The following is a 24,311-nucleotide window of genomic DNA, read 5'->3' as shown; positions in this document are numbered from 1 at the left end:
AGTGCAATGGATGCGGGCACGCGCCAGGCCCAGAAACAAAAAAGCGCGGAACGGGTCCGCGCTTTCTGGATGAGGAGTGCAATCTCGTGCAGGCGCGAACAGCCAGCCTTAACGGCCAGTCAACATCTCCGATGTAGTTCGCGGTGTCATAACCAGATTGCCTTTCTCGCTCTTGTAAGTGGAATTTTTGGCATTTTACCCCCGCCCCGGGATCGATTGCCCAGACAACGCGCTTGCGCACATCATCAAAGACGTTTCGCTTACACAACTGGAGCACCCATGAACACGCCCGCCCCATGAGCAAAACTGTGCGATGATTTTTGGCGGTAGTCAATCTGGCAACTACAGTCGGTGCGTCGAAATGTGAGAAAGTCCTGCACTAGGGCGTCACCAAGCCAGGCGTCCCGGTAACACGGGCGTCAAGCAACAGCACCCCGCTAGCACCGATTGCGCAGCCACACCCCAAGGCAGCACTTCGGTACACCCCCCCACACTGGCTCGTAGCTGATCTTCGGCCAGGATCGGCTTTATGAGAATGTTTATGCACCCTGAGATTTCCGTTGTCATCCCTGTCTATTGTGAAGAAGCCGGCATCCGCTTCACCTTGCGGGAGGTCGAGAAATTTCTGGCTGTGTCAGCCTCCACCTGGGAAATCGTGGTGGTGGATGATGGGTCCAAAGACAACACATGGAATGAAATTACCGCCATCTCTCAAACCATGGCCCGGTTGCGGGGTCTGCGCCTGAGTCGCAATTTTGGCAAGGAAGCGGCGGTGTCGGCGGGCCTGGAGGCGGCACGAGGCAAGGCGGTGATCATCATGGACGGCGACATGCAGCACCCTCCTTCCCTGCTCCCGACCATGATCGAAACTTGGCGCACTGGCGAGTTCGACATCGTGGAAGCGGTCAAAACCAGCCGGGGCGACGAATCCAGCCTCTCTGCTGCACGGGCAAAACTGTTTTATCTCATTTTGCGGGCGTTCTCCGGCCACGACTTGAACGGCGCGTCCGACTACAAACTGCTTGATCAACGGGTCATCGAGGCGTATCGCACGATGAAAGAACGCAACGTCTTCTTTCGCGGCATGATCAGCTGGATGGGGTTCCGGTCTACGCAGATCCCTTTCGAGGTGGAGCCCCGCATCGCTGGAGATTCGGGATGGTCTGTCTTTGGCCTGATTCGCCTTGCGGCCGTTGCCGTCACAAGTTTCAGCACTTTTCCACTGCACCTGATCACAATCTTTGGTGTGCTCTTCTTCGCATTTTCCGTCATGCTGGGGATGCACACGGTGTACATGAAGTTATCGGGAGCGGCGATCAACGGCTTTACCACCGTCATCTTGCTGCTACTGATCATCGGCAGCTCGCTGATGATTGGCCTCGGAATCATCGGGGAGTATCTCGCGCGCATCTATGACGAGGTCAAACAACGACCCCGCTACATCGTCTCCCAGAAGCTGCCTCTGAACCAACCCGACAACCCCGCTAGCCCTTGATCCGGCAACGCAGGCCGCACGCCTGAGCGCTCCATGGCGCACTGACCCTTCTTTCTCCACCACGCGGGGGTCACGGCACCGCTATTTCACATTCACCACTGCCCTCATGCCCTCCTTTTCCAAACTGCTTCGCTATGGCGTTGTGGGTGTTATCGGTGCCGTGGTGCACATGTCCACCCTGTTCCTGCTGGTGGAGCTTGGCTTAACAGGGCCGGTCGTTGCCACCACCACAGGGTTTGTATTTGCACTGCTGATCTCCTACGGAATGAACAGGATCTGGACCTTTGGATACGTTGGCAGCTACTGGGCTTCGCTGATCAGGTACTGCATCGTGTCGCTGATCGGCCTGGGGCTGAACATCCTCATCATCAAGCTGTTCACGGATTTTCTGGGCCTGTGGTACGGCTGGGGGGCGTTTGTAGCTGTGGGCGCCGTGGCACTGAACAATTTCCTTCTCAACAACGCCTGGACCTTCACGCACAAGACCTCGGACATGCCCTAAACAAGCTCTGGCAACGGCCCATCACACCCCGCGCAACAGGGGTCTTGGGCTCTCTTGCCCTTCGAGGAACAGGGCGCAGCCCCCGGCAACAAGACGATCAAAAGGGTAGACATGCAGACAGCCGCTTTGATGACCCGCCAGCGAACATCAAGCTACTGGATAGCGCTGATCTTTGTCGCCATCCTGGGGGCCATACAGGTCTACTTCTTTGACATTACATTCCACGGCCCTGACCAGATCCGCGACGTGGAAATAGCACGCAGACTGATCCATCACCGGGAATGGCCGCTCAACGGTCCTCCGCTGTTCGGGGAACGTTTCAACCTGCCGCCAGGTTTTTACTACCTGCTCGCCCTGCCCCTTCTGGTCAGGGACACCGAGGCTGCGATCTTCATCACATTCGGCGCTCTGTTTGCGCTGTCGGTCTGGTATCTGCTCCGCGTCATCCACGCACAGTTGGGTTCCAGATGTGCACTTGCCTATGCAGTGCTGGCATTCCCCGTCTTTGCGTCTTTCTACACCCACAGCGCCTGGAATCCTGCTCTGGTGATGACATTGAGCAATGTGGTCCTGGGGTTGTTCATCAGCCTTGCGCAACAGCACCGTCACGATGGGCTGTTGCTTCCGCTTGCGGCATTCCTGCTTGTACAAATCCACCCCTCTGCAGCGCCATTGTTGCTGGGCCTGGGAATCTACGCACTGCTGAACTACCAGGTTCTCCTGAACCGTAGAACGCTGGCTTCCCTGCTCCTCATTGCAGGGCTGACAGCCGTGTGGGGAAGTCAATCAGGGGCCGTCTCGAAGCTGTTGTCGCCCGCGCCTGCGTCGGCCGCCACAGCCTCCGGCCATGGCTGGCTCAGCAATCTGTTGGACATGGACAAATGGCGTGACGTTTTCCTGATGCCCTACAGCGCCATTGAGAGCATCCAGCCGGCCATCAGTGGACTGGGCGCACTGACGGCCTTTCACCTGACTCTGATGCTGGGAGGGGTGTTGCTGGGCATCGTCTTTGCAGCAAAAGAGCGGGCCCTCCGCTGGATATTGCTCACCACGGTGCTGTGGTTCATCGTTTCCATGGCTTTTCTAAGCCAGGGCGCTTTTTGGCACCTGGACGTGGTGCACCCGTGGCTTGCAGTATTGGCGGCCTATGGTTTGGCGCGCGCCAGCGAAAAAGCGTCACTTTCGACCGGGCACTTCAATGCCCTAGCCACAACATCCTTGGTCCTCGTTGTCGTCGCCCATCTGAACCTTTACCTTCAGTTCGAGAAAAGGGGCAAATACGATCTCCTGCTCGCGTCGCTGTTTTTCCCCAAACTCGAACCCCTGGAATACAAGATTCCGGGGTACACATTCAAGTACCTGCATGCGATGCGCGACGGCCTGTCGAGCCGAGGGATTTGCCAGGACCAAGTCATCGGCCTGGACCCCATGGTGATGGGCAACGCCGTCAACCGGACGCTCGACGCGCCTTGCCCCTCTCCGGCTACGACGGAGCAGGTTTCGCAGACCCTTTATTTCATCGCCAACGATCAGGATGCACTCCGGTTCGACTTCACCAAAGGCTTGCAGGCCATGACCACAGTGGGCGCCAGCGCGATTTATGCAGTCCGCAACACTGGTGCGCTGGTCAATGGCAAGGCAGAAAACAATGTCCTGTCCAACAAAAAGATCGACTACATGACCTTCCTGCCAGCACGACTCGCAGAAGGCCTGACCCTCACCCTCCCGCCTGCGCCAGAAACCATCGTGCGTGTTGCCTTGCGGTGCGGCAGGGACTACCCCATCGAACAACAGGCCCATTGGAAGGTGCAGGGCGCCGAGTACAAAAAACCCCTGACCACCGCGCACGCCCGGTACCTTGGTTCCAACTACTACGATCTGGAGTGGACACTGACCATGCCCGCAAGCCAAGTCTACGGCGCCACCATTTCGTCGACGCTGGGCCCACTGGACTGCGACGTTTCGGCAATTACCCGTCCCATCACTGCGCACTGAGGGGGCGAACTCCCCGGAAAGACCACGCAAAGCCCATGTGCGCGTACCGCCCGGCCCCGATGCGTCCCACACCAAACGAAAGAGAGAGATGAAAAAAGCCACCCCGCAGGGTGGCTTCTTGTCTTGCCGTAACTCCATCCCCTGTGCGGGGGATTTCAGATCAGTGGAACTGCTCTTCTTCGGTCGAACCCGTCAGGGCCTTCACGGAGGACGAGCCGCCCTGGATCACCGTGGTCACGTCGTCGAAGTAGCCTGCGCCCACTTCCTGCTGGTGCGACACGAAGGTGTAGCCCTTTTCGCGTGCTGCGAATTCTGGCTCTTGCACCATCTCGGTGTAGTGCTTCATCCCTTCGCCCTGGGCGTATGCATGGGCGAACTGGAATGTGTTGAACCAGTTGATATGGATACCGGCCAGCGTGATGAACTGGTACTTGTAGCCCAGGGCCGACAGGTCTTCCTGGAACGAAGCGATCTGCTTGTCGTTGAGGTTCTTCTTCCAGTTGAACGAGGGCGAGCAGTTGTACGACAGCAGCTTGCCGGGGCAGGCGGCGTGCACAGCTTGCGCAAATTCACGGGCGAAGCCGATGTCTGGCACGCCGGTTTCGCACCACACCAGATCGGCGTAGGGGGCGTAGGCCACGCCACGGCTGATGGCTTGCTCCAGGCCGTTCTTGACGCGGTAGAAGCCTTCTTGCGTGCGCTCGCCAGTCAGGAAGGGCTTGTCGTTGGCGTCGTGGTCGGACGTGATCAGGTTGGCTGCTTCAGCGTCGGTACGGGCCAGAACGATGGTGGACACGCCCATCACGTCGGCCGCGAAACGTGCGGAGATCAGCTTTTCGCAGGCTTCTTGCGTAGGCACCAGCACCTTGCCACCCATGTGGCCGCACTTCTTCACGGCGGCCAGTTGGTCTTCAAAGTGAACACCAGCAGCGCCCGACTGGATCATGTTCTTCATCAGTTCGAACGCGTTCAGCACGCCTCCGAAACCGGCTTCAGCGTCAGCCACGATAGGCAGGAAGTAGTCGATGAATTCCTTGTCGCCGGGGTTGATGCCACGGCCCCACTGGATTTCGTCAGCGCGCTTGAAGGTGTTGTTGATGCGGCGAACCATGGTGGGCACCGAGTCGTAGGCATACAGCGACTGGTCGGGATACATGGTTTCGCTGGTGTTGCCGTCGGCGGCCACTTGCCAGCCCGACAGGTACACGGCTTCGAGGCCTGCCTTGGCTTGCTGCATGGCCTGGCCGGCGGAGATGGCGCCGAACGCGTTGACGTAGCCCTTCTTGGCGCCGCCGTTGATCTTGTCCCACAGCTTTTCAGCGCCGCGCTTGGCCAGCGTGTGCTCAATGGGCAACGAGCCGCGCAGACGCACCACGTCGGCAGCGGAGTAGCCGCGCTTCACGCCCTTCCAGCGGGGGTTGGTCGCCCAGTCTTTTTCCAGGGCGGCAATTTGCTGTTCGCGGCTCAGTTGTTCGTTGAGGGATTGGGGCATGAGATCACTCCAGAGGTTGGTTGAAAACGCCGGGCTGCTTGTGCCGCCCTTGGAGACAACTTTAAGTCTTCTATAAGACTTGCGCAAGCTCTTATGTCTTATAGAAGATATAAATTTTCTCTTTGAAAAACAACAACTTAACCACAGCATTTCTCAATACAGAAATTGATTTCTCATATCGAGAAAAAATGCGGCAATGCAACATCTATCGTATTCCACATTGAGGAATTAAAATTCCGCATTACAAAAAGAACAGGCCAGCATTCACAACGCGGCCAAGGGCGGCGCTTGCAGCCAGTCCCCCCCGGCAATCCGGGGTGCAGAGACTACATGCCGGGGATTGATCTCATAGACCAGGCAAGGCACGCCCTGCCCGCCCACATCAACCACGATCTCGCGCTTCACATACTCGTCACTGGGGGTCGCCCCCAGGTCCTCGATCTCGTCCAGTACGGCTTCCAGCGCTGGCTCAATGGCATACACCTCCCCGTGCACCACCCCCAGGGGCCCGCCCAACGCCATGCCGGGATAGGCCCCCAGGTGGTAGAGCACCCCAGGCACCTGGGCGGCCCCCATGAATCTTGGCGCCGGGCGAAGGCGGGTGATGTCATTGGATCCGCCGCGCCGCAAGGTGCCATAGACAAAGACATGGCGTGCAGGGCTGGCGGGCGGGGTTTCGTCGGGCATGATGCGCACCTCATTTTCGTTGAGCGATCACCAGTCTAGTGAATACCACTCCCAGCCGCCCCTTTGCCTACCTGTGCCTGGCCCTCAGCATGGCGCTGGTGGGCAGCTACGTGGCGCTGTCCAAACCGCTGGCCGCCGTGCTGCCGGTTTTTCTGCTCGCATGGATGCGTTTTGGCATTGGTGGCATAGCCATGCTGCATTGGCTCCGCAAACCTGTGGATGAGCCGCCCCTCGCCCCACAAACCCGGCGGCTGTTGTTTCTACAGTCGTTTCTGGGCAATTTCCTGTTCACCATCTGCATGATCTATGGCGTGAGCCTCACCGATGCGGTCACGGCCGGAGTGACCCTGGCCGCGATTCCCGCCGCGGTGGCGGTGATGGGCTGGCTCTTTTTGCGCGAACGCGTGGCGCCACGCACCTGGGCCGCCGTGATCTGTGCCGTGGCGGGTATTGCCTTGTTTTCGCTATCAAAACAAGAGCATTCAGCGCATATTGGACAAGCGCTAGGCACCCAAAATACTCAAAACCTTGCATGGTTGGGGCCCTTGCTGCTGCTGGGCGCGGTGGTGTGCGAAGCTGCTTACACGGTGATCGGCAAGAAGCTCACCAGCAGTCTGGGCCCCAAGCGCATCACCTCGCTCATCAACCTGTGGGGCTTTGTGCTGTCCACGCCGTTCGGGCTGTACGCCGCCTGGCATTTTGACTTTGCCGCCGTAGGCTGGGGCACCTGGACGCTGCTGGTGTTCTACGCGCTGGCCGCCTGCGTGTGGACGGTGTGGCTCTGGATGACCGGGCTCAAGGCCGTGCCGGCTGCTCAGGGCGGCGTCTTCTCGGTCATGTTGCCAGTGAGCGCGGCCCTGGTCGGCGTGCTGGTGCTGGGCGAATCACTGACCGTCTGGCAATGGGCGGCGTTTGCCATCGCGCTGGCCAGCATGCTGCTGGCCACCCTGCCCTCACGCACAGCGCTGCGTGTCGGCCGACGCGACAATCAAGCAGGGTGACGATAGCCCGACCGCGATCGCTACGCAGCCAAGGGCTCTGTGCTGACCACGATGCCATCCGCATCGGCATACAGCCAGTCGCCCGGCCGCACCCAGACCCCCTGGATCTGCACGGCCACATCGCGCTGCCCCTCGCCACGGCGCTCGGTGGGCAATGGCATCAACCCCAGCGCACGAAGGCCGACGGCTGCGGCGTTCAGTTCGGCCACGTCACGCACGCAGCCATCCACCACCAGGCCGGCCCAGCCATTGCGCGCAGCGGCAGCCGCCAGATTGCCACCCACCAGCGCGCGGCGCAGCGATCCACCCCCATCCACCACCAGCACGCGGCCCTCACCCGGTGACTCCACAGCAGCCTTGACCTGCGTGTTGTCCTCATGGCACTTGACGGTGCTTACGGGGCCCGCAAACGCGGCCACACCGCCAAAACTCTGGAAAACGGGGGGAAAAACGCGGAAAGACCCGCTCATATCACCCTTGTGCTCGTCGCAAAAATCACAGGTGCTGAAGGGGGTGGAGGAAGGTGCAGCAGTCATGTTTCGAAAGCCTTTCAGGCGGAATGAACAACAGGGAAAGCGGCTAGGAGGCTGCGCGGCAGAAGGAACATCGGCTGCAACGTGCGATAAACCGGTCTCGCGCGGTTCGCTTCGATGCCTTCTACCGCGAAGCCTCCTAGCGCCGGGCCACGCAGGTTGCCCCGCATTGTCATACAGCCCCAGGGGCAGGCCCTCAAACGCGGCCCGCGCAGGCCGCTTTGTCAAGGCAGGAGCGCAGCGTGGGCAACTTATTGGCCTGCACGCGGCACCACGGCTACAAATCGAGGCAAAAAAAGCCGTTTCTCCCTTGGAAACGCGTTTTTTTCCCAGTAGCATCAGCCTGCCAGTGGGAAAGCCTAGTTTTCGCTGGTGAAAATTTACTTCCAACAAGGAAAACCCAACATGGCAACTGCAAAAAAAGCTCCGGCAAAAACAGCCCCCGCAGCCAAGACGGCTGCTGCCCCCGCCAAGAAGCGCACCCCCAACGCTGCTTTCATGAAAGCGCTCACGCCCAGCCCCGCGCTGGCCGCCGTGGTGGGCTCGGCACCGCTGCCACGCACGGAGATCATCAGCAAGCTGTGGGTCTACATCAAGGCCAACAACCTGCAGGACGCCACCAACAAGCGCAATATCAACGCCGATGCCAAGCTCAAGGAGCTGTTCGGCAAGCCCCAGGTCTCTATGTTTGAGCTGGCTGGCCTGATTGGCAAGCACGTCAAATAATCCCCGCACCTGGTGCACCAAAGAAGCCGGCTCAGCCGGCTTTTTTTCGCCTGTACTCCGGCAGACTGTGGCGCATTAACATCAATGCAAATGAGAATGACCCGCATTTGATGTAACATAATGAAGCAAGTCGAAGCACAGCCATGTTGACCTAGCCACTGCCTCTCGCCTGCGCCTGGCGCCCCGCGCGCCATCAGCACATCCCCACCGACGGAGGCCATCTTGGCAAAACCACGCGCTCAGCGCCGCAGCTCCGTGCTGCGCCCACAACAATCTTCTCCTTCCTTCGTGTCCACCACACCGCGCGGCCTGTCGTCCGACAAGGCCCTGCTCCCGCTGGGCGCACTCATGTTGGCTGCCTCTGTGGGCGCCATGGCACAGACCACCCCCGAGAAAACGCTGGCCCCCGTGGTCGTCAAAGAACGTGCCGAAGCCCCCGAGGGCAAAGACAGCGTGCGCGCCACCGAGACCACCATCGGCAAGGGCAAGCAGCAGCTGCGTGACATTCCACAGTCCGTCACCGTGGTCACCGAACGCCTGATCGACGACCGCAACCTCGACACCGTCAAGGAAGCCCTGAAGAACACCGCTGGCATCACCTTCCTGGCGGCAGAAGGCGGCGAGGAAGACATCCGCCTGCGCGGCTTTGCGCTGCAAAGCACGGGTGACATGTTCATCGACGGCATGCGCGACCCCGCGTTTTATGACCGCGACACCTTCAACCTGGACCGCGTCGAACTGCTGCGTGGCTCGGCGTCGATGCTGTTCGGCCGGGGCTCCACCGGCGGCGCGGTCAACCAGGTGAGCAAGGCCCCGCGGCTTATCGATTCACACCAGGTCGACCTGACCCTAGGCAGCCACCAGTACCGCCGCATCACGGGCGACTTCAACATCCTCACCGGCGAAAACGCTGCCCTGCGCCTGAACGCGATGAGCACCACGGCCGACAACAACGGCTCGGGCAGCAGCATCGAGAAGAAGGGCATTGCCGGCACCTACGCCTTTGGCATCGGAACGCGCGACGAGTTCTCCGTGAGCCTGTACCACCTGGACAACAAGAACGGCATGAACTACGGCATGCCCTGGATCCGCCGCAGCGCAGGCGCGCCCGCCAGCGACACCACGCTGCTGCCCCTGGACCCCAAGGCCTACTACGGCGCCGCCAGCGACTACAACGCCGGCAGTGCAAGCTTTGCCACGCTGGGCCACATCCACCGCTTTGACGGCGATGCCGAGCTCAAGACGCAACTGCGCGTGGGCCGCTTCGAGCGTGACCAGCGCGCCGGCGCCATCCGCCTGGCAGCGGCCGCCCAGCAACCCGGCGGCGTGGCTGCCACGCTGGAGAACTTCGGCCCGGCCACGCGCCTAACGCGCGGCACGCACCTGAAGATCCAGGACATGGACACGGTGCACCTGCAAAGCGACTTCAGCAAGAAATTTGAAGCCCTGGGCTACAAGCACGAATTGCTGGCAGGTGCAGACTTTTCCCACGAAAAGAAGACCGTGTATGGCGCACGCACTGCAGCGCAAGGGGGCGTCAATATCACGAAACCGCCAACCACCGTGGGCACACCGAACGACGGCGTCGGCGTGGACGAATCCCTGCGCGTGCTGCGCGACACCAGCAACTTTGAAGCCAAGGGCTTTGGCATCTATGCCCAAGACCTGATCCAGATCGCTCCGCACTGGAAGCTGCTGGCCGGCCTGCGCTACGACAACATGGACGGCCGCTACAACACGTTCGGCATTCCTGCCGATGCGCCAGGCCCCGTCACCACCACCAGCTACCGCCAGAAGATTTCCGAGTGGAGCAAGCGTGCAGGCGTGCTGTACCAGCCCAACGACCTGCAGTCGTACCACTTCTCGTACGGCACGTCGTTCAACACCTCGGGCGACACGTATTCGTACAGCGCCGCCACGGTGAACACGCCCCCCGAATCGAGCCGCAACATCGAAATCGGCGCCAAGCTGGACTCGGCCGACAAGCGCTTCACCACACGACTGGCCGTGTTCCACTCCACCAAGTACCGTGAGCGCAACACCGACCCCGACCTGAACATCGCCGTACTGTCGGGCAAGCGCCACGCCGCGGGTGCCGAGATCGACATCACCGGCCGCTTGACGTCCAAGTGGGAGATCTATGGCTCGTACATGTGGATGCCCAGCGCAAAGATCGACATCGGTGCTGAAGGCGCCGAAGGCCAGGGCACACGCCCCTCGCTCACGCCCCGTCACAGCGGCACGGTGTGGACCACCTACCAGATCACACCCGAACTGCGCGTGGGTGGCGGCCTGAACTTCCGCAGCTCGCAAACCCCCAACCGCAACCCCGGCTGGGAAGTGCCCGGCTACGTGACCGCCGACCTGATGGCCGAATACGCCATCAACGAGCGCTACACGATCAAGGCCAATCTGAGCAACGTGACGAACAAGCTCTACGCCGACTCGATCTACAGCGGCCACTACATTCCGGGCGCGGGCCGCGTCTTCCAGGTCACGGCAAGCATGAAGTTCTGACAGGGCTCACGCAGACATAGATGGCAACCTGCAGTTCCAAGGGGCAGGCAGGTGGCAAACCTCTGTTTTGCGCGAGTTATCTCTGACCGGCGTCACAACGTTTCTTCAAGGTATTTGCCGCCCCCTTACCGGGGCGGCTTTTTTGCTTTACAACCCCCGCCATGCTCCTCACGCTCCCCGATCTTCTCTCGCCGCATGACCTGCAGACCGCCCGCCAGCTGCTGCGCAACGCCCCCTGGGCCGATGGCAAGGACAGTGCGGGCACGCAGGCGCGCCAGGCCAAGAACAATGAACAGTTGCCCCGCGACTGCGAGGCTGCGCAGCGCATTTCAGCCCTGGTGATGGCGTCGCTGGACCGCAGTGCGCTGTTCCTGACCGCCACCCTGCCCAAGCGCGTCTTCCCCCCGCGCATCAACCGCTACGGCGGTGGGGCCAACCACTACGGCGACCATGTGGACAGCGCCGTGCGCCAGATGGCGGACCGGCGCGAACGCCTGCGCACCGACATCTCGTGCACCGTGTTTCTGTCCGAGCCCGACGAATACGACGGCGGCGAGCTCTGCATCGACGACACCTTTGGTGAGCAACGCGTCAAGCTGCCCGCAGGCCACGCGGTGATCTACCCCGGCACCAGCGTGCATCAGGTGAGCCCCGTGACCCGTGGGCACCGTATGGCCTGTTTCTTCTGGGTAGAAAGCATGGTGCGCAGCGACGAACAGCGGCGTCTGCTCTACAACATGGACATGGCACTGCTGCGCCTGCGGCAAGAGCACGGCGAATCGCCGCAGACCGTGGCCCTGACGGGGACATACCACAACCTGCTGCGCATGTGGGCGGATACGTGAGCCAGCCTGCCTCCGATCCCCGCACCGTCCTGCCGCCTGGTATCGTGAACCTGGCGGACCACGAAACCCATGCCGCCACCCACCTGGAGCCTGGAGCCTGGGCCTATTTCAACGGGGCTGCGGCCGACGAGATCACGCTGGCTGCCAACCGCCATGCCTGGGACCGGATGGGTCTGCTGCCGCGCGTGCTGCGCCCGCTGGCGGGCGGGCACACGCGGGTGGAACTGCTCGGCCGCACGCTGGCCCACCCCATCCTGCTGGCCCCCGTGGCCTACCAGCGCATGGCCCACCCCGATGGCGAACTGGGCGCCGCCTATGCCGCAGCCGCCCTGGGCGCAGGCATGGTGCTGAGCACCCAGGCAAGCACCCGGCTGGAGGCCGTGGCCAATGCCATCCGGGACGACGTGGGGCGAGGGCCATTGTGGTTTCAGCTGTACCTGCAGCACGACCGAGACTTCACCCGCGAACTGGTCGAACGGGCCGAGCGCGCGGGCTACGAAGCCCTGGTACTGACGGTAGACGCCCCCTGCCATGGCGCACGCGACCGCGAGCGCCGTGCCGGGTTCCGCCTTCCGACCGGCATCACCGCCGTCAACCTGCTGGGCATGCTGCCGGCGCCGGAAGTCCCGCTCGCCCCCGGCCAAAGCGCACTGTTCGACGGCCTTCTGCACCACGCCCCCACCTGGGCCGATGTGCAGTGGCTGCAGTCCATCACCCGGCTGCCCGTGCTGCTGAAAGGCGTGCTGCACCCCGACGACGCCCGCGAGGCCACCAACCTGGGCGTGGCGGGGATCATCGTCTCCAACCATGGTGGGCGCACGCTGGACACCACGCCCGCCACCGCCACCCAGCTGCCGCACGTGGTCGAGGCAGTCCGCGCGGTGAGCCCAGCGATGCCTGTGCTGGTGGACGGAGGCATCCGGCGCGGCACCGACGTGCTCAAGGCCATGGCCTTGGGAGCCAGCGCCGTGCTGGTGGGGCGCCCCGCCGTCCACGGCCTGGCCAATGCCGGCGCAGCTGGCGTGGCCCACGTGCTGCGTCTGCTGCGCGATGAACTGGAGATCGCCATGGCGCTCACCGGCTGTGCCACCCTGGCCGACGCGTCCCCGGCGCTACTGGTGCCGCGTTGAGGACCTGCTCGCTCCGTGGGCCTTGTCCCCGTTGCGGGAAATGATTTATTGCAAATGCGATAGATTCGTATTTATAATAAGATCACCTTCAACAGCCAGCCACACTGCCTGCCGCCATGATCGTCTGTGTTTGCCGCCGGATTTCCGACCGTGAGATTGCCCGCCACGCACGTGCAGGCATGAGCTTTGACGAAATCCAGTTCGAACTGGGCGTGGCCACCCAATGCGGGTGCTGCGAAAGCTGCGCCCGGGATGTGGTGGCGCAGTGCAGTGCATCGAGTCCGGTGGCCGCCCTGCACAATGAGGCAGCGCCGAAAACGATCCAGCTTGCCAGCTCCATCCTGGAAAGCAAGTCATGGAACTCCTCTCTACACTCGCAGGCAGCCTGATCCTCGTCGCAGGCTCGGCCTGGTGGATCTTTCGCAAATAATCGAGGTCTTTTAGGGCGCTAGCGCTTGATTTACAAGCGCTAGCTGCTATCATTTTTATGTCTCACCCAGATCGATTTGCCACCCCCGGGGGCCTCAGCCGCAATACCGTGATCGTGGGCTCCGTCGTCGCACTGCATGTTGCGGGCCTCTGGGCCCTGCAATCGGGCCTGCTGCGCAAGGCCGCCGAAGTCATCGTGCCAGCAGAACTGCTGACCGAATTCATCGCGCCCCCCGCTCCGCCCAAGGTCACCCCCCCGCCGCCAGCGCCACCCCCACCGCCCAAGCCCGCCCCCAAGGTGGCTCCACGCCCTGCACCCATGCCCGTGGCCATTGCCGACCCCACCCCGGCTCCCAACGCCCCCACGGGCATCACCACACCCCAGCCACCTGCGCCGCCCATTGAGGCGCCCGTCGCCCCGCCTGCGCCTGCGCCAGCCCCCCCGGCTCCGCCCGCACCGCCCAAGATCGAGCTGCCGTCGAGCGACGCCGCTTACCTGAACAACCCCAAGCCCAGCTACCCCGCCATCAGCAAACGCATGGGCGAACAGGGCAAGGTGGTGCTGCGCGTACTGATCGGCATCGACGGCACCCCGCAGAAGGTGGAAATCAACAAGTCCAGCGGCTTCGACCGCCTGGACCGGCAGGCCCAGGAGGCCGTCATGCGCTGGCGCTTCGTGCCGGGCAAACGCAACGGCGTGCCCGAGACCATGTGGAACCTGGTCCCTGTCAATTTCGTTCTCGAATAACCGCATTCACCACCAATCATCGCTTTAGGGAGTTTTCTCATGGAATCGCAATTCGGCATCGCCAACGTCTGGATCCAGGGTGACTTTGTCACCCGCGCCGTCGCCATCCTGCTGCTGGCCATGTCGCTGGCCTCGTGGATCGTCATCCTCATCAAGGCGCTGGACATCATCAAGTTCAAGAAACACGCCCGCGCCGCCCAGGATTTCTGGCACAGCGAAGACTTTGCCGCCGGGCTGACCAAGCTGGGCGCCGACCCCACCAACCCCTTCCGCCACCTGGCGCTGGAAGGCCGCGAAGCCACCGCCCACCACCGCAACACCAAGGCCCACCTGCACGACAGCCTGGACGTGAGCGACTGGGTCACCCGCTGCCTGCGCAACTGCATTGACGAGTTCACTGCACGCCTGCAATCGGGCTTGGCCATCCTGGCCTCGGTGGGTTCCACCGCCCCGTTCATCGGCCTGTTCGGCACCGTCTGGGGCATCTACCACGCACTGCTGGCCATTGGCACCTCGGGCCAGTCCACCATCGACAAGGTGGCCGGCCCCATCGGCGAGGCGCTGATCATGACCGCCCTGGGCCTGGCCGTGGCCATCCCTGCCGTGCTGGGCTATAACGCGCTGGTGCGTGGCAACAAGTCCATCCTGGGCGGCCTCAACAGCTTTGCGCACGACCTGCATGCCTACTTTGTGACCGGCGCCCGCGTGAATGCGCCCGGCGAGCAAGGCAAGGTCCTGCCCATGAAGAAAGGTGGCTAAGCCATGGCCTTCGGAACCCAAGACGATGCCGATGACGTGATGAACGAGATCAACATGACGCCCCTCGTGGACGTCATGCTGGTGCTGCTCATCATCTTCATCATCACCGTGCCGGTAATGAAACACTCGGTGAACGTGGACCTGCCCCGCGCCACCAACCAGCCCGAGAACATCAAGCCCGAGACCGTGCGCCTGTCGGTGTCGGCCGATGGCAAGTACTTCTGGAACGAATTCGAGGTCACGGAGGAAGAACTCTTCCCCCGACTGCAGACCGAGGCCGCCAAGGAACCCCAGCCCGACCTGCACATCCGGGGCGACAAGAACGTGCGCTACGAGTTCGTGGCCCAGGCCATGGCCGCAGCGCAGCGGGCCGGCGTGCGCAAGATTGGGTTCGTGACCGAGCCCCAGTCCTGAGTGGGTCGGGCTTTACAGGCGCAGTGAATCCATTTCGCCCGAATCAGCACCGCCTGCAGGTCACTTTCAAGAACGTTTTCACGCCTGTGCCCGGTGCAGCAACGCTGCCCGGGCACAGGCGTTGAAGGCCCTCAGAACCTGTTCAAAGTCTTTTCAGGGTCGCACAGGCCATAAAAAACAACAAAAAGAAACACCAAACCCGCTTGACTCGTAATTGCGAATCGTTATCATTAACAAAACGCACTGCAACGCAACAGGAATACTCTTCATGCAAGCCACACTGACCGCCGCCTCGCTCTTGCGTACTGCCCCTTCAGACTTGCCCGTGCCACGCACGGATCGGGACACGCCCCACCCTGCCGACACAGTGGCAGGCGCCGTGGACAGCAGTGCCCTGCTTCAGGGTCAGAAAGCGGTAGCGATCAGCCACAACGGCTCGGTGTATCGCCTGCAGGCCACCAAGCTGGGCAAGCTCATCCTCACCAAGTAATTGCACCAGGAACCAAGTTTCATCGTGGGGCGACTCCCGGGCTTGCAACAAGCTCGAAAGGGTCGTTTTTGCCAGCCAACGGGTTCGCCCGCGTAGCCAGGCTTTTTTTCTCCCCAGCTCTCCTCGCCCCAGGATTCATCGAACCCCATAAAAAAACCGGCCAGTGGCCGGTTTTTTTATGGGAGATGCTGGTTTGCAATGAAAGCTTAAAGCTTTTTTGGTTGCTAGCGCTTGATGGAAAAGCGCTAGCAGCTATTAAGTCTATAGCAATCTCCAGCAACCCGCGGGTATCAAAGCCCCAGCGCTGCAATCCCGGCGCGGGCAATCTGCGCATCTTCCGTGGACTTCACACCGCTCACGCCCACGGCGCCCAGGCACTGGCCGTCCTTGAGGATCGGCACGCCGCCTTCGAGCAGGCCGTCGATCGTGGGGGCGCTCAGGAAGGATGTGCGGCCACCGTTGATCACGTCCTCGTACACCTTGCTCTCACGGCGCCCCAAAGCGGCCGTGCGCGCTTTGGACGGGGCGATGTGGGACGACACCGCTGCGGCGCCATCCAGGCGCTGCAGCCACAGCAGATGGCCGCCGTCATCGACGATGGCGATGGTCACTGCCCAGTTGTTCTTGAGGGCTTCGGCTTCGGCCGCTGCGGCGACGGCCTTGACATCGGCCAGTTCGAGTTCGTGTTTGGTTTTCATGGTGCGATCCGAGAAATGGAAAAGTAGAGAAACAGAGAGATGAAATGGAGGCTGTGCGGGCTGCCAACGGGCCAGCCCGGCACAAGAAGCGGCAAGCATAGCGGCATCCCAACCGCGCTTCACCCCCAACCAGGGTGAAAGAACCCTTACCAAAAGTAGGTGACCGGATGCGGGTATTGCAGGGCCAAAAACCATCACCACCTAAAATTTGTCATGTCTGCGTTGTGCAGGCCAACAAGGAGAGACACAAGATGAATGACCAAGTCACCACCCTGGGCCACTCTGCGGGCTATGGCATCTCGCAGGAAGAGCGCCACAAGGTGCTTCGCAATACTTACTGGCTGCTCGCACTGAGCATGATCCCCACGGTGCTCGGCGCCTGGGTGGGCGTTGCCACAGGCATCACCCAGTCGCTGCGCGGCGGCGTGGGCCTGATCGTGTTCCTGGGCGGCGCGTTCGCTTTCATGTTCGCGATCGAAAAGACCAAGCGCTCGGCCGCTGGCGTGCCTGTGCTGCTCGCCTTCACGTTCTTCATGGGCCTCATGCTCTCGCGCCTGATCGGCATGGTGCTGGGCTTCAAGAATGGTACCGACCTCATCATGACGGCGTTTGCCGGCACCGCAGGCGTGTTCTTCGTGATGGCCAGCCTGGCCAGCGTGATCAAGCGCGATCTGTCGGGCATGGGCAAGTGGCTGATGGTGGGCGCTCTGGTGCTCATGGTCGGCGCTGTCATCAACGTGTTCGTGGGCTCCTCGGTCGGCATGATGGCGATCTCGGTGGCGGCCATCGGCATCTTCAGCGCCTACATGCTGTATGACTTGAAGCAGATCCTGGACGGCGGCGAAACCAACTACATCAGCGCTACTCTGGCTCTGTATCTGGATATTTTCAATGTGTTCCAGAGCCTGCTGGCCCTGCTGGGCATCATGGGCGGGGAGCGCGAGTAACCCGCGCACCTGCAAGCAGGTGATTTCCCTCAAAGGCTCCTTCGGGAGCCTTTTTTCTTGCGGCTTTGCACAGCCCGGGGCTCAATAGCGCGCACGGCGTGCCGATAATGCAAGTACATGTATCGCAAACCTTCCTCCACCGCACTACGGCTGCTGGCTCTTTCCAGCATCCTGCTGCTGACTGCCTGCGACAAGATTCCCGGCCTGGGCCCCGATCCGCGCGTCGCCCAGCGTGAGGAGGAAGCCAAGGCCATCGGCGGCGCCTGCCGCCACGCGCTGCGGGGCCTGGAAGACTGCTACACCTTGAACCCCAAGGCCCCCAAGGCCTCGGTGTTTGCCGGGTGGAAGGACATGGACGCCTACATGCGCGAAAACAAGATCGAAGGCGCACCGTCAGTGCTCGGCAAGGTCGAGAAACCCGAGCGCACCGAACGATCCAGCGACATCGAAACCGAGCCACGCGACCCGGCTGCCAGCCGCAATCGCAGCTAGTCCGTCCCGCAATCGACACCTGAGGAGGCAGGCAGCGCCGTTGTCGGCCTCCCCCCTTCGCTCAGTCGCGCTCGAACACCGCCATGCTCTCAACGTGTGCCGTGTGCGGGAACATGTTCACCATGCCCGCCGCCGTGCACCGGTAGCCTGCCAGGTGCACGAGCAGCCCGGCGTCGCGCGCCAGTGTGGCGGGGTTGCAGCTCACGTAGACGATGCGCTTCGGCGGGGCCCAGCCCTCCGCCCCTGTTGGCAGCGGGCCCGCGCCTTCGGCGCCGATGCGCGCCTGCTCGATGTCGGCAAGGGCCTTGGCCAGGGCAAACGCCCCTTCGCGGGGTGGGTCCACCAGCCATTTGTCGGCAGATCCATCGGCCACCAGCATTTCCGGGGTCATCTCGAACAGGTTGCGCGCTACAAAATCAGTAGCTGCTAGCGCTTTATGGTCAGGCGCCACGGCCTGATTCAATGCATAGTTTTCGCGCGAACGGGCTACCAGGGCCTCGCTGCCTTCGATGCCCAGCACCTCGCGCGCCTGTGTGGCCAGTGGGAGCGTGAAATTGCCCAAACCGCAAAACCAGTCGATCACGCGTTCGTGCGGCTGCACATCCAGCAGGCGCAGCGCACGCGACACCAGCACGCGGTTGATGTGCGGGTTCACCTGGGTGAAGTCGGTGGGCTTGAACGGCATGGTGATGCCAAAGTCCGGCAGCGCATATGACAGCAGCTCGCCCCCTTCGTCCAGCAGCTTCACCGTGTCGGGCCCCTTGGGCTGCAGCCACCATTGCACGTGGTGTTCGGCCGCAAAGGCGCGCAACCGGGCGAGGTCATCCGCACTCAGCGGCTCAAGGTGCCGCAGCACCAACGCGGTTACGGTGTCGCCGCAGGCCAGTTCGATCTGGGGGCAGGTGTCGCGCGCATCCATGCCGGCAATCAGCGCGCGCAAGGGCATCAGCATGGCGTCCACATGGGGGGGCAGCACGGGGCACTGCTGCATGTCGGCCACATAGTGGCTCTTGCGTTCGTGAAAGCCGATCAGCACCTGGCCCTTCTTGATCACATGGCGCACTGACAAACGGGCGCGGTAGCGATAACCCCAGGACGGGCCTTCGATGGGCCGCAGCATGGTCTGGGCCTTGACCTTGCCCAGGTGCCAGAGGTTGTCTTCGAGCACGCGCTGCTTGACGGCAACCTGGGCGCCCACGTGCAGGTGCTGCATCTTGCAGCCACCGCAGGCACCGGCGTGCAGGCCAAAGTGCTGGCAGCCGGGGCGCACACGCTGCGACGATTCGCGGTGAATCGCCACCAGGCTGGCCTGCTCCCAGTTGTTCTTTTTGCGGTGGGTGTTGGCGGTGACCAGCTCGAACGGCAGGGCACCGTCGATGAAGATCACCTTGCCGTCGGGCTTGCGGGCAACGCCCTGGGCATCCAGGTCCATGGACTGCACTTGCAGCCAGCCTTCGGGCAAGTCGCTCTGGGAATCCTGCGCGGTGGGTTCAAACGAGGGGGATAGTTCTTTCGGTTCGCTCATCCCCCGATTGTCTCAGGCCCGGGACAGCCCCCGCACGGGCCGCTGAACCGGGCGCTCAGCTGCGGTCTGCACGGGCGGGACGACCGCCCATGCCCATGGAACCCGTAGCCCCTTGAGCAGACGCCAGGGGCAGCTTGTTGATGGGGAGGTCGCAGTTGTGGTTGTCAGGCGAGAACACCAGTGTGGAGCCCGGGGCAACCTGTGGCAGGGTCTGGTGGATCTGGTAGGACAGGTCCACCGGTGGCTGGGGGGCGCGGTACACGATGTCCTGGTCGGGGCCGTAAACCACGTAGCACGAGGCTGCAGCCGACTGGCTGAAAAAGGCCGCCGCCAGCAGGGCAGCAGCAGCGTATGGAAAGCGGATCATGGTTCTTCTCCTCAATCTGACAGGTCTGCCGGGCATTATGCGGGCTTTGGCAGGCAACGCCAATGTGGCCGCTGGAGGCTGCGGCGCGGCATCACGAACCCCGTGGCATTCACCGCAGATGCAGATGGTTGGTGTGCTTGACCTCTTCCATCACCGCATAGGTCCGCGTCTCGCGCACGCCGGGCAGTTGCCACAGCACGTTGCCCGCAAACAAGCGGTAGGCATTCATGTCGGCGGATCGCGTCTTGAGCAGGTAGTCGAACCCGCCCGCCACCATGTGGCATTCCATGATTTCGGGGTGCACCTGCACGGCGGCCTTGAACTGGTCGAACACATTGGGCGTGGTGCGGTCCAGCAGCACCTCCACAAACACCAGCATGCCCGCGCCCAGCTTCAGGGGGTTCAGGCGCGCCTCGTAGCCGAGGATGAAGCCATCCCGCGTGAGGCGCTGCACGCGCGCCAGCACGGCCGTGGGCGACAGAGCCACCGCCTCGGCCAGCTTGAGGTTGGCAATGCGGCCGTCTTCCTGCAGGATTGACAGGATCTTGCGGTCAATCCGGTCGAGATCGGGTTCTGCTTGCATCTTGATTAGCGATTAATTTGGTGTAGAAGCCAATTTTCGACCATTTATTCACCACCAACCCAAGGATCATCGCCAATAACGCGCCCCACCAACACTTTCCCCCGTGTTGGGCCCCGCCAAACCTCTGAAAGACTCCGTCATGACGCAGCCCTCCGCCCCGTTTGCAGACTTCGCGCCCCGCACGCCGCTCTCCAACCCGCTGCGCGCAGCCATCACCGCCGCTACCCGCCGCCCCGAGCCCGAAGCACTGGCCCCACTCCTGGCCCAGGCCCGCCTGCCTGCTGATCAAGCAGCGTCGGCCCAGCAACTGGCCCTGCGCATTGCCAAGGCACTGCGCGAACGCAAGGCCAGCGCCGGGCGCGCGGGCATCGTGCAGGGGCTGCTGCAGGAGTTTTCGCTGTCGTCGCAAGAAGGCGTGGCGCTGATGTGCCTGGCCGAGGCCCTGCTGCGCATCCCCGACAAGGCCACACGCGATGCGCTGATCCGCGACAAGATCAGCCACGGCCAGTGGGATGCCCACCTGGGCAAGAGCCCGTCGCTGTTCGTCAACGCCGCCACCTGGGGCCTGCTCATCACCGGCAAGCTGGTGGCCACGCACAGCGAAGGCAGCCTGGGCAACTCGCTCAGCCGCCTGATCGGCAAGGGCGGCGAGCCCCTGATCCGCAAGGGCGTGGACATGGCCATGCGCATGATGGGCGAGCAGTTTGTGACCGGCGAAACCATCGACGAAGCGCTGCGCAACGCCCGCGCGATGGAAGCCGAGGGCTTTCGCTATTCGTACGACATGCTGGGCGAGGCCGCGCTGACCAGCGCGGACGCGCAGCGCTACTACGCCTCGTACGAGCAAGCCATCCACGCCATTGGCAAGGCCTCTGCCGGGCGCGGCATCTATGAAGGCCCGGGCATCTCCATCAAGCTCTCGGCCCTGCACCCGCGCTACAGCCGCGCACAGTTTGGCCGTGTGATGGACGAGTTGTACCCGCTGGTGCTCCGCCTCACGGCCCTTGCCAAGCAGTACGACATTGGCCTGAACATCGACGCGGAGGAAACCGACCGCCTGGAGCTGTCGCTGGACCTGCTGGAGCGCCTGTGCCACGAGCCCACCCTGACGGGCTGGAACGGCATTGGCTTCGTCATCCAGGCCTACCAAAAGCGCTGCCCGTTCGTCATCGACTACGTGGTGGACCTGGCCCGCCGCACCCAGCGCCGCCTGATGGTGCGCCTGGTCAAGGGCGCGTACTGGGACAGCGAAATCAAGCGCGCCCAGGTTGATGGGCTTGAGGACTACCCCGTCTACACCCGCAAGGTGCACACCGACATCTCGTACATCGCCTGCGCCAAGAAGCTGCTGGCCGCGCCCGAGGCCGTGTACCCCCAGTTCGCCACCCACAATGCCGAGACGGTGGCCACCATCTACCAACTGGCAGGCAGCAATTACTACGCGGGGCAATACGAGTTCCAGTGCCTGCACGGCATGGGCGAGCCGCTGTATGAGCAGGTGGTGGGGGCCATCACAGCGGGTAAATTGGGACGCCCGTGCCGCATCTACGCCCCCGTGGGTACGCACGAAACCCTGCTGGCCTACCTGGTGCGCCGCCTGCTGGAGAACGGCGCCAACACCTCGTTCGTGAACCGCATTGCCGACGAAACGATTGCACTGGATGAACTGGTGAAGAGCCCCGTGGAAGTGGTGGACCAGCAAGCTGCCGTGGAAGGCGCCGCTGGCCTGCCTCACCCCCGCATTGCAACGCCCCAGGGCCTGTACGGCGCGCACCGCGCCAACTCGCGCGGGCTCGACCTGTCGAACGAGAACACGCTGACCGAACTGACCGCCGCCCTGCAAGCCACGGCGGCCCATGCCTGGAAGGCGACTCCCTTGCTGGGCACAGATGCCCCTGCAGGCCCCAACCAGCCCGTGCGCAACCCTGCCGACCACAGCGACGTGGTGGGCAAAGTTCAAGAGGCCACCACTGCCGACGTGGACCAGGCCCTGGCCCATGCCGAGGCCGCCGCAGCCCCCTGGGCGGCCACACCGCCCGCCGAGCGTGCTGCCGCGCTGCTGCGCACGGCCGACTTGCTGGAGGAGCGCATCCAGCCCCTCATGGGCCTGCTGATGCGCGAAGCAGGCAAGAGCGCCAGCAACGCCATCGCCGAAGTGCGCGAAGCCGTGGACTTCCTGCGCTACTACGCAGCCCAGGTGCAAAGCACCTTCGACAACGCCACCCACATCCCGCTGGGCCCCGTGGCCTGCATCAGCCCCTGGAACTTCCCGCTCGCCATCTTCATGGGCCAGGTGGCGGCCGCGCTGGCCGCTGGCAACCCCGTGCTGGCCAAGCCGGCAGAGCAAACCCCGCTGATCGCCGCCGAGGCCGTGCGCCTGCTGTGGCAAGCCGGTGTGCCCCGTGCGGCGGTGCAACTACTGCCCGGCCAGGGTGAGACCGTGGGCGCGCGCCTGATCGGTGACGCCCGCGTTATGGGCGTTATGTTCACTGGCTCCACCGAAGTGGCGCGCATACTGCAGCGCACCGTGGCGGGCCGACTCGATGCCGCAGGCCGCCCCATCCCGTTGATTGCCGAGACGGGCGGGCAGAACGCGATGATCGTGGACTCGTCCGCGCTGGTGGAACAGGTGGTAGGCGATGCCGTGTCGTCCGCCTTTGACAGCGCAGGCCAGCGCTGCTCCGCCCTGCGCGTGTTGTGTGTGCAGGAAGACGCCGCCGACCACGTGTTGGAGATGCTGCAAGGTGCCATGGGTGAACTGCGCGTGGGCAACCCTGGCGAGCTGCGCGTAGACGTGGGCCCGGTGATCGACGCCGAAGCACAAGCGGGCATCGCCCAGCACATCGAGAAATTCAAGGCCCAAGGCCACCGCGTGTTCCAGCACCCGAATCATGTTGCTGCAGTCAGCGCACAGGGCACTTTTGTACCGCCCACCCTGATCGAACTGAACCACATCGGCGAGCTGCAACGCGAAGTTTTCGGCCCTGTGCTGCACTTGATGCGCTACGCGCGCAACGACCTGGATCGCCTGCTCGACCAGATCAACGCCACCGGCTACGGCCTGACGCAAGGTGTGCACACCCGCATCGACGAAACCATTGCCCGTGTGGTGAACCGGGCCCACGCTGGCAACGTGTACGTCAACCGCAACATGGTCGGCGCCGTGGTGGGCGTGCAGCCCTTTGGCGGCGAAGGCCTGTCGGGCACGGGGCCCAAGGCAGGTGGGCCGCTGTACCTGCTGCGCCTGCTGTCGCAGCGCCCGGCCGATGCGCTGGCGCGCACCTTTGCCGACGCCGACCGCACTACGCCGCCCGAGGAGGCAGTGCGCGAGCGCCTGCTGGCGCCTCTGGCCACCTTGCAGCAATGGGCGCAGCTCCAGGGCAATGCAGCCCTGGCCAACACCTGCCAACAGTTTGCCCTGCAAACCCAAAGCGGCACAGCCCGCACCCTGCCCGGCCCCACCGGAGAGCGCAATGTCTACACCCTGGCCCCCCGTGGCCGCGTGCTGTGCCTGGCGCAAAGTGTTAACGACCTGCTGGTGCAGACGGCCGCCGTGCTCGCCACCGGTGGCACCGCCCTGTGGCCCAACGCCCAGGCCCACCTGCGCACGCCATTGCCCACGCTGGTGCAGGCGCAGATCCAGTTGCAGGACAACACGCTGAACGACGGCACGCTGGAGCTGGATGCTGTGCTGCACCACGGCGACGCCCCCTCGCTGCAGGCCGTGTGCACCGCCCTCGCCCGCCGCGCGGGGCCTATCGTGGGCGTGACGGCACTGCAGCCCGGTACCACGGACATCCCGCTGGAGCGCCTGGTGATCGAGCGCGCGCTGAGCGTGAACACAGCCGCAGCTGGCGGCAACGCGAGCCTGATGACCATTGGATGAGGGCCCAGCATCGGGCCATCATCCAACCTGGAGAAATTTGAATAAAATTG

Annotated in this window: 23 protein-coding genes; 16 read left to right on the top strand and 7 right to left on the bottom strand. The window is 63.0% G+C overall.

Annotated elements, in window-relative coordinates; genetic code table 11:
• Positions 1-541: 541 nt before the first annotated feature.
• The 3 genes from LPA35_RS18055 (at position 542) to LPA35_RS18045 (ending at position 3,992) form a co-directional block, all read left to right on the top strand.
• Positions 542-1,495 (top strand): glycosyltransferase family 2 protein, encoded by a 954-nt coding sequence (locus LPA35_RS18055; RefSeq protein WP_228897930.1) that lies wholly within the window; start codon positions 542-544, stop codon positions 1,493-1,495.
• A 106-nt stretch (positions 1,496-1,601) separates the two neighbouring features.
• Positions 1,602-1,997 (top strand): GtrA family protein, encoded by a 396-nt coding sequence (locus LPA35_RS18050; protein ID WP_055402691.1) that lies wholly within the window; start codon positions 1,602-1,604, stop codon positions 1,995-1,997.
• 111 nt (positions 1,998-2,108) lie between these two features.
• Complete coding sequence (locus LPA35_RS18045; RefSeq protein ID WP_228897928.1) at positions 2,109-3,992, top strand: hypothetical protein; 1,884 nt, start codon at positions 2,109-2,111, stop codon at positions 3,990-3,992.
• Between the two features lie 160 nt (positions 3,993-4,152).
• Here the strand turns inward: LPA35_RS18045 and aceA are convergent, their stop codons facing one another.
• Both aceA and LPA35_RS18035 read right to left on the bottom strand, forming a co-directional pair.
• Positions 4,153-5,484, bottom strand: coding sequence for an isocitrate lyase (gene aceA / locus LPA35_RS18040; protein ID WP_055402695.1), 1,332 nt, complete (start codon positions 5,482-5,484; stop codon positions 4,153-4,155).
• 264 nt (positions 5,485-5,748) lie between these two features.
• Positions 5,749-6,171, bottom strand: coding sequence for a gamma-glutamylcyclotransferase (locus LPA35_RS18035; protein ID WP_228897926.1), 423 nt, complete (start codon positions 6,169-6,171; stop codon positions 5,749-5,751).
• A gap of 38 nt (positions 6,172-6,209) precedes the next feature.
• Here LPA35_RS18035 and LPA35_RS18030 point away from each other — a divergent pair, with 38 nt between their 5' ends.
• On the top strand, positions 6,210-7,172 hold the full coding sequence (locus LPA35_RS18030; protein WP_255669774.1) for a DMT family transporter: 963 nt from the start codon (positions 6,210-6,212) through the stop codon (positions 7,170-7,172).
• Between the two features lie 20 nt (positions 7,173-7,192).
• Here the strand turns inward: LPA35_RS18030 and rraA are convergent, their stop codons facing one another.
• Positions 7,193-7,708, bottom strand: coding sequence for a ribonuclease E activity regulator RraA (rraA, locus tag LPA35_RS18025; protein WP_228897923.1), 516 nt, complete (start codon positions 7,706-7,708; stop codon positions 7,193-7,195).
• Between the two features lie 402 nt (positions 7,709-8,110).
• Between rraA and LPA35_RS18020 the strand changes: the two genes are divergently transcribed.
• From LPA35_RS18020 to hemP, 9 genes are all read left to right on the top strand, one after another.
• Positions 8,111-8,431, top strand: coding sequence for an SWIB/MDM2 domain-containing protein (locus LPA35_RS18020; protein ID WP_055402700.1), 321 nt, complete (start codon positions 8,111-8,113; stop codon positions 8,429-8,431).
• Positions 8,432-8,779: 348 nt separating this feature from the next.
• Complete coding sequence (locus tag LPA35_RS18015) at positions 8,780-10,948, top strand: TonB-dependent siderophore receptor (protein WP_228898425.1); 2,169 nt, start codon at positions 8,780-8,782, stop codon at positions 10,946-10,948.
• Positions 10,949-11,109: 161 nt separating this feature from the next.
• Positions 11,110-11,793 (top strand): Fe2+-dependent dioxygenase, encoded by a 684-nt coding sequence (locus tag LPA35_RS18010; RefSeq protein WP_228897921.1) that lies wholly within the window; start codon positions 11,110-11,112, stop codon positions 11,791-11,793.
• Entirely contained in the window at positions 11,790-12,923 is a 1,134-nt protein-coding gene (locus LPA35_RS18005; RefSeq protein WP_228897919.1) for an alpha-hydroxy acid oxidase, read from the top strand. The genes LPA35_RS18010 and LPA35_RS18005 overlap by 4 nt, the downstream gene beginning before the upstream one ends.
• A gap of 116 nt (positions 12,924-13,039) precedes the next feature.
• A complete protein-coding gene (locus LPA35_RS18000) occupies positions 13,040-13,312 on the top strand; it encodes a bacterioferritin-associated ferredoxin (RefSeq protein ID WP_055402706.1) in 273 nt (90 codons plus the stop codon).
• A 98-nt stretch (positions 13,313-13,410) separates the two neighbouring features.
• Positions 13,411-14,100 (top strand): energy transducer TonB, encoded by a 690-nt coding sequence (locus LPA35_RS17995; protein ID WP_121420470.1) that lies wholly within the window; start codon positions 13,411-13,413, stop codon positions 14,098-14,100.
• Between the two features lie 39 nt (positions 14,101-14,139).
• On the top strand, positions 14,140-14,859 hold the full coding sequence (locus LPA35_RS17990) for a MotA/TolQ/ExbB proton channel family protein (RefSeq protein WP_055398135.1): 720 nt from the start codon (positions 14,140-14,142) through the stop codon (positions 14,857-14,859).
• 3 nt (positions 14,860-14,862) lie between these two features.
• Complete coding sequence (locus LPA35_RS17985; protein WP_055398136.1) at positions 14,863-15,273, top strand: biopolymer transporter ExbD; 411 nt, start codon at positions 14,863-14,865, stop codon at positions 15,271-15,273.
• Positions 15,274-15,541: 268 nt separating this feature from the next.
• Positions 15,542-15,763: a hemin uptake protein HemP gene (gene hemP / locus LPA35_RS17980; protein WP_228897917.1), complete on the top strand. Its 222-nt coding sequence runs from the start codon at positions 15,542-15,544 to the stop codon at positions 15,761-15,763.
• A 290-nt stretch (positions 15,764-16,053) separates the two neighbouring features.
• Here hemP and LPA35_RS17975 read toward each other — a convergent pair whose 3' ends face one another.
• A complete protein-coding gene (locus LPA35_RS17975; RefSeq protein WP_121420472.1) occupies positions 16,054-16,461 on the bottom strand; it encodes a heme-binding protein in 408 nt (135 codons plus the stop codon).
• Between the two features lie 251 nt (positions 16,462-16,712).
• On the opposite strand from LPA35_RS17975, the gene LPA35_RS17970 reads away from it, so the two are divergent.
• Both LPA35_RS17970 and LPA35_RS17965 read left to right on the top strand, forming a co-directional pair.
• The gene (locus LPA35_RS17970; RefSeq protein ID WP_055398139.1) at positions 16,713-17,408 is read left to right on the top strand and encodes a Bax inhibitor-1/YccA family protein; all 696 of its coding nucleotides are present in this window, start codon (positions 16,713-16,715) and stop codon (positions 17,406-17,408) included.
• A 117-nt stretch (positions 17,409-17,525) separates the two neighbouring features.
• On the top strand, positions 17,526-17,900 hold the full coding sequence (locus LPA35_RS17965) for a hypothetical protein (protein ID WP_055398140.1): 375 nt from the start codon (positions 17,526-17,528) through the stop codon (positions 17,898-17,900).
• A gap of 61 nt (positions 17,901-17,961) precedes the next feature.
• Here the strand turns inward: LPA35_RS17965 and rlmD are convergent, their stop codons facing one another.
• The 3 genes from rlmD to LPA35_RS17950 all read right to left on the bottom strand — a co-directional run bounded on the left by rlmD (position 17,962) and on the right by LPA35_RS17950 (position 20,375).
• Positions 17,962-19,425 carry a 23S rRNA (uracil(1939)-C(5))-methyltransferase RlmD gene (rlmD, locus tag LPA35_RS17960; RefSeq protein ID WP_228897916.1) on the bottom strand — a complete coding sequence of 488 codons (1,464 nt, stop codon included), beginning with the start codon at positions 19,423-19,425 and terminating at the stop codon, positions 17,962-17,964.
• A 55-nt stretch (positions 19,426-19,480) separates the two neighbouring features.
• Positions 19,481-19,792 (bottom strand): hypothetical protein, encoded by a 312-nt coding sequence (locus LPA35_RS17955; protein WP_228897911.1) that lies wholly within the window; start codon positions 19,790-19,792, stop codon positions 19,481-19,483.
• 109 nt (positions 19,793-19,901) lie between these two features.
• A complete protein-coding gene (locus tag LPA35_RS17950) occupies positions 19,902-20,375 on the bottom strand; it encodes an Lrp/AsnC ligand binding domain-containing protein (RefSeq protein ID WP_228897906.1) in 474 nt (157 codons plus the stop codon).
• 139 nt (positions 20,376-20,514) lie between these two features.
• Here LPA35_RS17950 and putA point away from each other — a divergent pair, with 139 nt between their 5' ends.
• Positions 20,515-24,261, top strand: a complete 3,747-nt coding sequence (gene putA, locus LPA35_RS17945) for a trifunctional transcriptional regulator/proline dehydrogenase/L-glutamate gamma-semialdehyde dehydrogenase (protein ID WP_228897903.1) — start codon at positions 20,515-20,517, stop codon at positions 24,259-24,261.
• Positions 24,262-24,311: the final 50 nt, after the last annotated feature.

Source organism: Acidovorax sp. Leaf73, from assembly GCF_916855635.1.
GTDB lineage: Bacteria > Pseudomonadota > Gammaproteobacteria > Burkholderiales > Burkholderiaceae_C > Acidovorax > Acidovorax facilis.
The sequence above is the reverse complement of the archived record's forward strand: the minus strand, read 5'-3'. Positions and strand labels throughout refer to the sequence as shown.

What these genes read in the sequence shown, in the direction of transcription:
- hemP (WP_228897917.1), top strand. Translation starts at nt 15,542, where the DNA reads ATGCAAGCCACACTGACCGCCGCCTCGCTCTTGCGTACTGCCCCTTCA.
- LPA35_RS18010 (WP_228897921.1), top strand. Translation starts at nt 11,110, where the DNA reads ATGCTCCTCACGCTCCCCGATCTTCTCTCGCCGCATGACCTGCAGACC.
- LPA35_RS17965 (WP_055398140.1), top strand. Translation starts at nt 17,526, where the DNA reads ATGTATCGCAAACCTTCCTCCACCGCACTACGGCTGCTGGCTCTTTCC.
- LPA35_RS18045 (WP_228897928.1), top strand. Translation starts at nt 2,109, where the DNA reads ATGCAGACAGCCGCTTTGATGACCCGCCAGCGAACATCAAGCTACTGG.
- LPA35_RS18015 (WP_228898425.1), top strand. Translation starts at nt 8,780, where the DNA reads ATGTTGGCTGCCTCTGTGGGCGCCATGGCACAGACCACCCCCGAGAAA.
- LPA35_RS18000 (WP_055402706.1), top strand. Translation starts at nt 13,040, where the DNA reads ATGATCGTCTGTGTTTGCCGCCGGATTTCCGACCGTGAGATTGCCCGC.
- LPA35_RS17995 (WP_121420470.1), top strand. Translation starts at nt 13,411, where the DNA reads ATGTCTCACCCAGATCGATTTGCCACCCCCGGGGGCCTCAGCCGCAAT.
- rraA (WP_228897923.1), bottom strand. Translation starts at nt 7,708, where the DNA reads ATGACTGCTGCACCTTCCTCCACCCCCTTCAGCACCTGTGATTTTTGC.
- LPA35_RS17950 (WP_228897906.1), bottom strand. Translation starts at nt 20,375, where the DNA reads ATGCAAGCAGAACCCGATCTCGACCGGATTGACCGCAAGATCCTGTCA.
- LPA35_RS18020 (WP_055402700.1), top strand. Translation starts at nt 8,111, where the DNA reads ATGGCAACTGCAAAAAAAGCTCCGGCAAAAACAGCCCCCGCAGCCAAG.
- LPA35_RS17970 (WP_055398139.1), top strand. Translation starts at nt 16,713, where the DNA reads ATGAATGACCAAGTCACCACCCTGGGCCACTCTGCGGGCTATGGCATC.
- LPA35_RS17990 (WP_055398135.1), top strand. Translation starts at nt 14,140, where the DNA reads ATGGAATCGCAATTCGGCATCGCCAACGTCTGGATCCAGGGTGACTTT.
- LPA35_RS17955 (WP_228897911.1), bottom strand. Translation starts at nt 19,792, where the DNA reads ATGATCCGCTTTCCATACGCTGCTGCTGCCCTGCTGGCGGCGGCCTTT.
- LPA35_RS18055 (WP_228897930.1), top strand. Translation starts at nt 542, where the DNA reads ATGCACCCTGAGATTTCCGTTGTCATCCCTGTCTATTGTGAAGAAGCC.
- LPA35_RS17975 (WP_121420472.1), bottom strand. Translation starts at nt 16,461, where the DNA reads ATGAAAACCAAACACGAACTCGAACTGGCCGATGTCAAGGCCGTCGCC.
- LPA35_RS18050 (WP_055402691.1), top strand. Translation starts at nt 1,602, where the DNA reads ATGCCCTCCTTTTCCAAACTGCTTCGCTATGGCGTTGTGGGTGTTATC.
- LPA35_RS18035 (WP_228897926.1), bottom strand. Translation starts at nt 6,171, where the DNA reads ATGCCCGACGAAACCCCGCCCGCCAGCCCTGCACGCCATGTCTTTGTC.
- aceA (WP_055402695.1), bottom strand. Translation starts at nt 5,484, where the DNA reads ATGCCCCAATCCCTCAACGAACAACTGAGCCGCGAACAGCAAATTGCC.
- putA (WP_228897903.1), top strand. Translation starts at nt 20,515, where the DNA reads ATGACGCAGCCCTCCGCCCCGTTTGCAGACTTCGCGCCCCGCACGCCG.
- LPA35_RS17985 (WP_055398136.1), top strand. Translation starts at nt 14,863, where the DNA reads ATGGCCTTCGGAACCCAAGACGATGCCGATGACGTGATGAACGAGATC.
- rlmD (WP_228897916.1), bottom strand. Translation starts at nt 19,425, where the DNA reads ATGAGCGAACCGAAAGAACTATCCCCCTCGTTTGAACCCACCGCGCAG.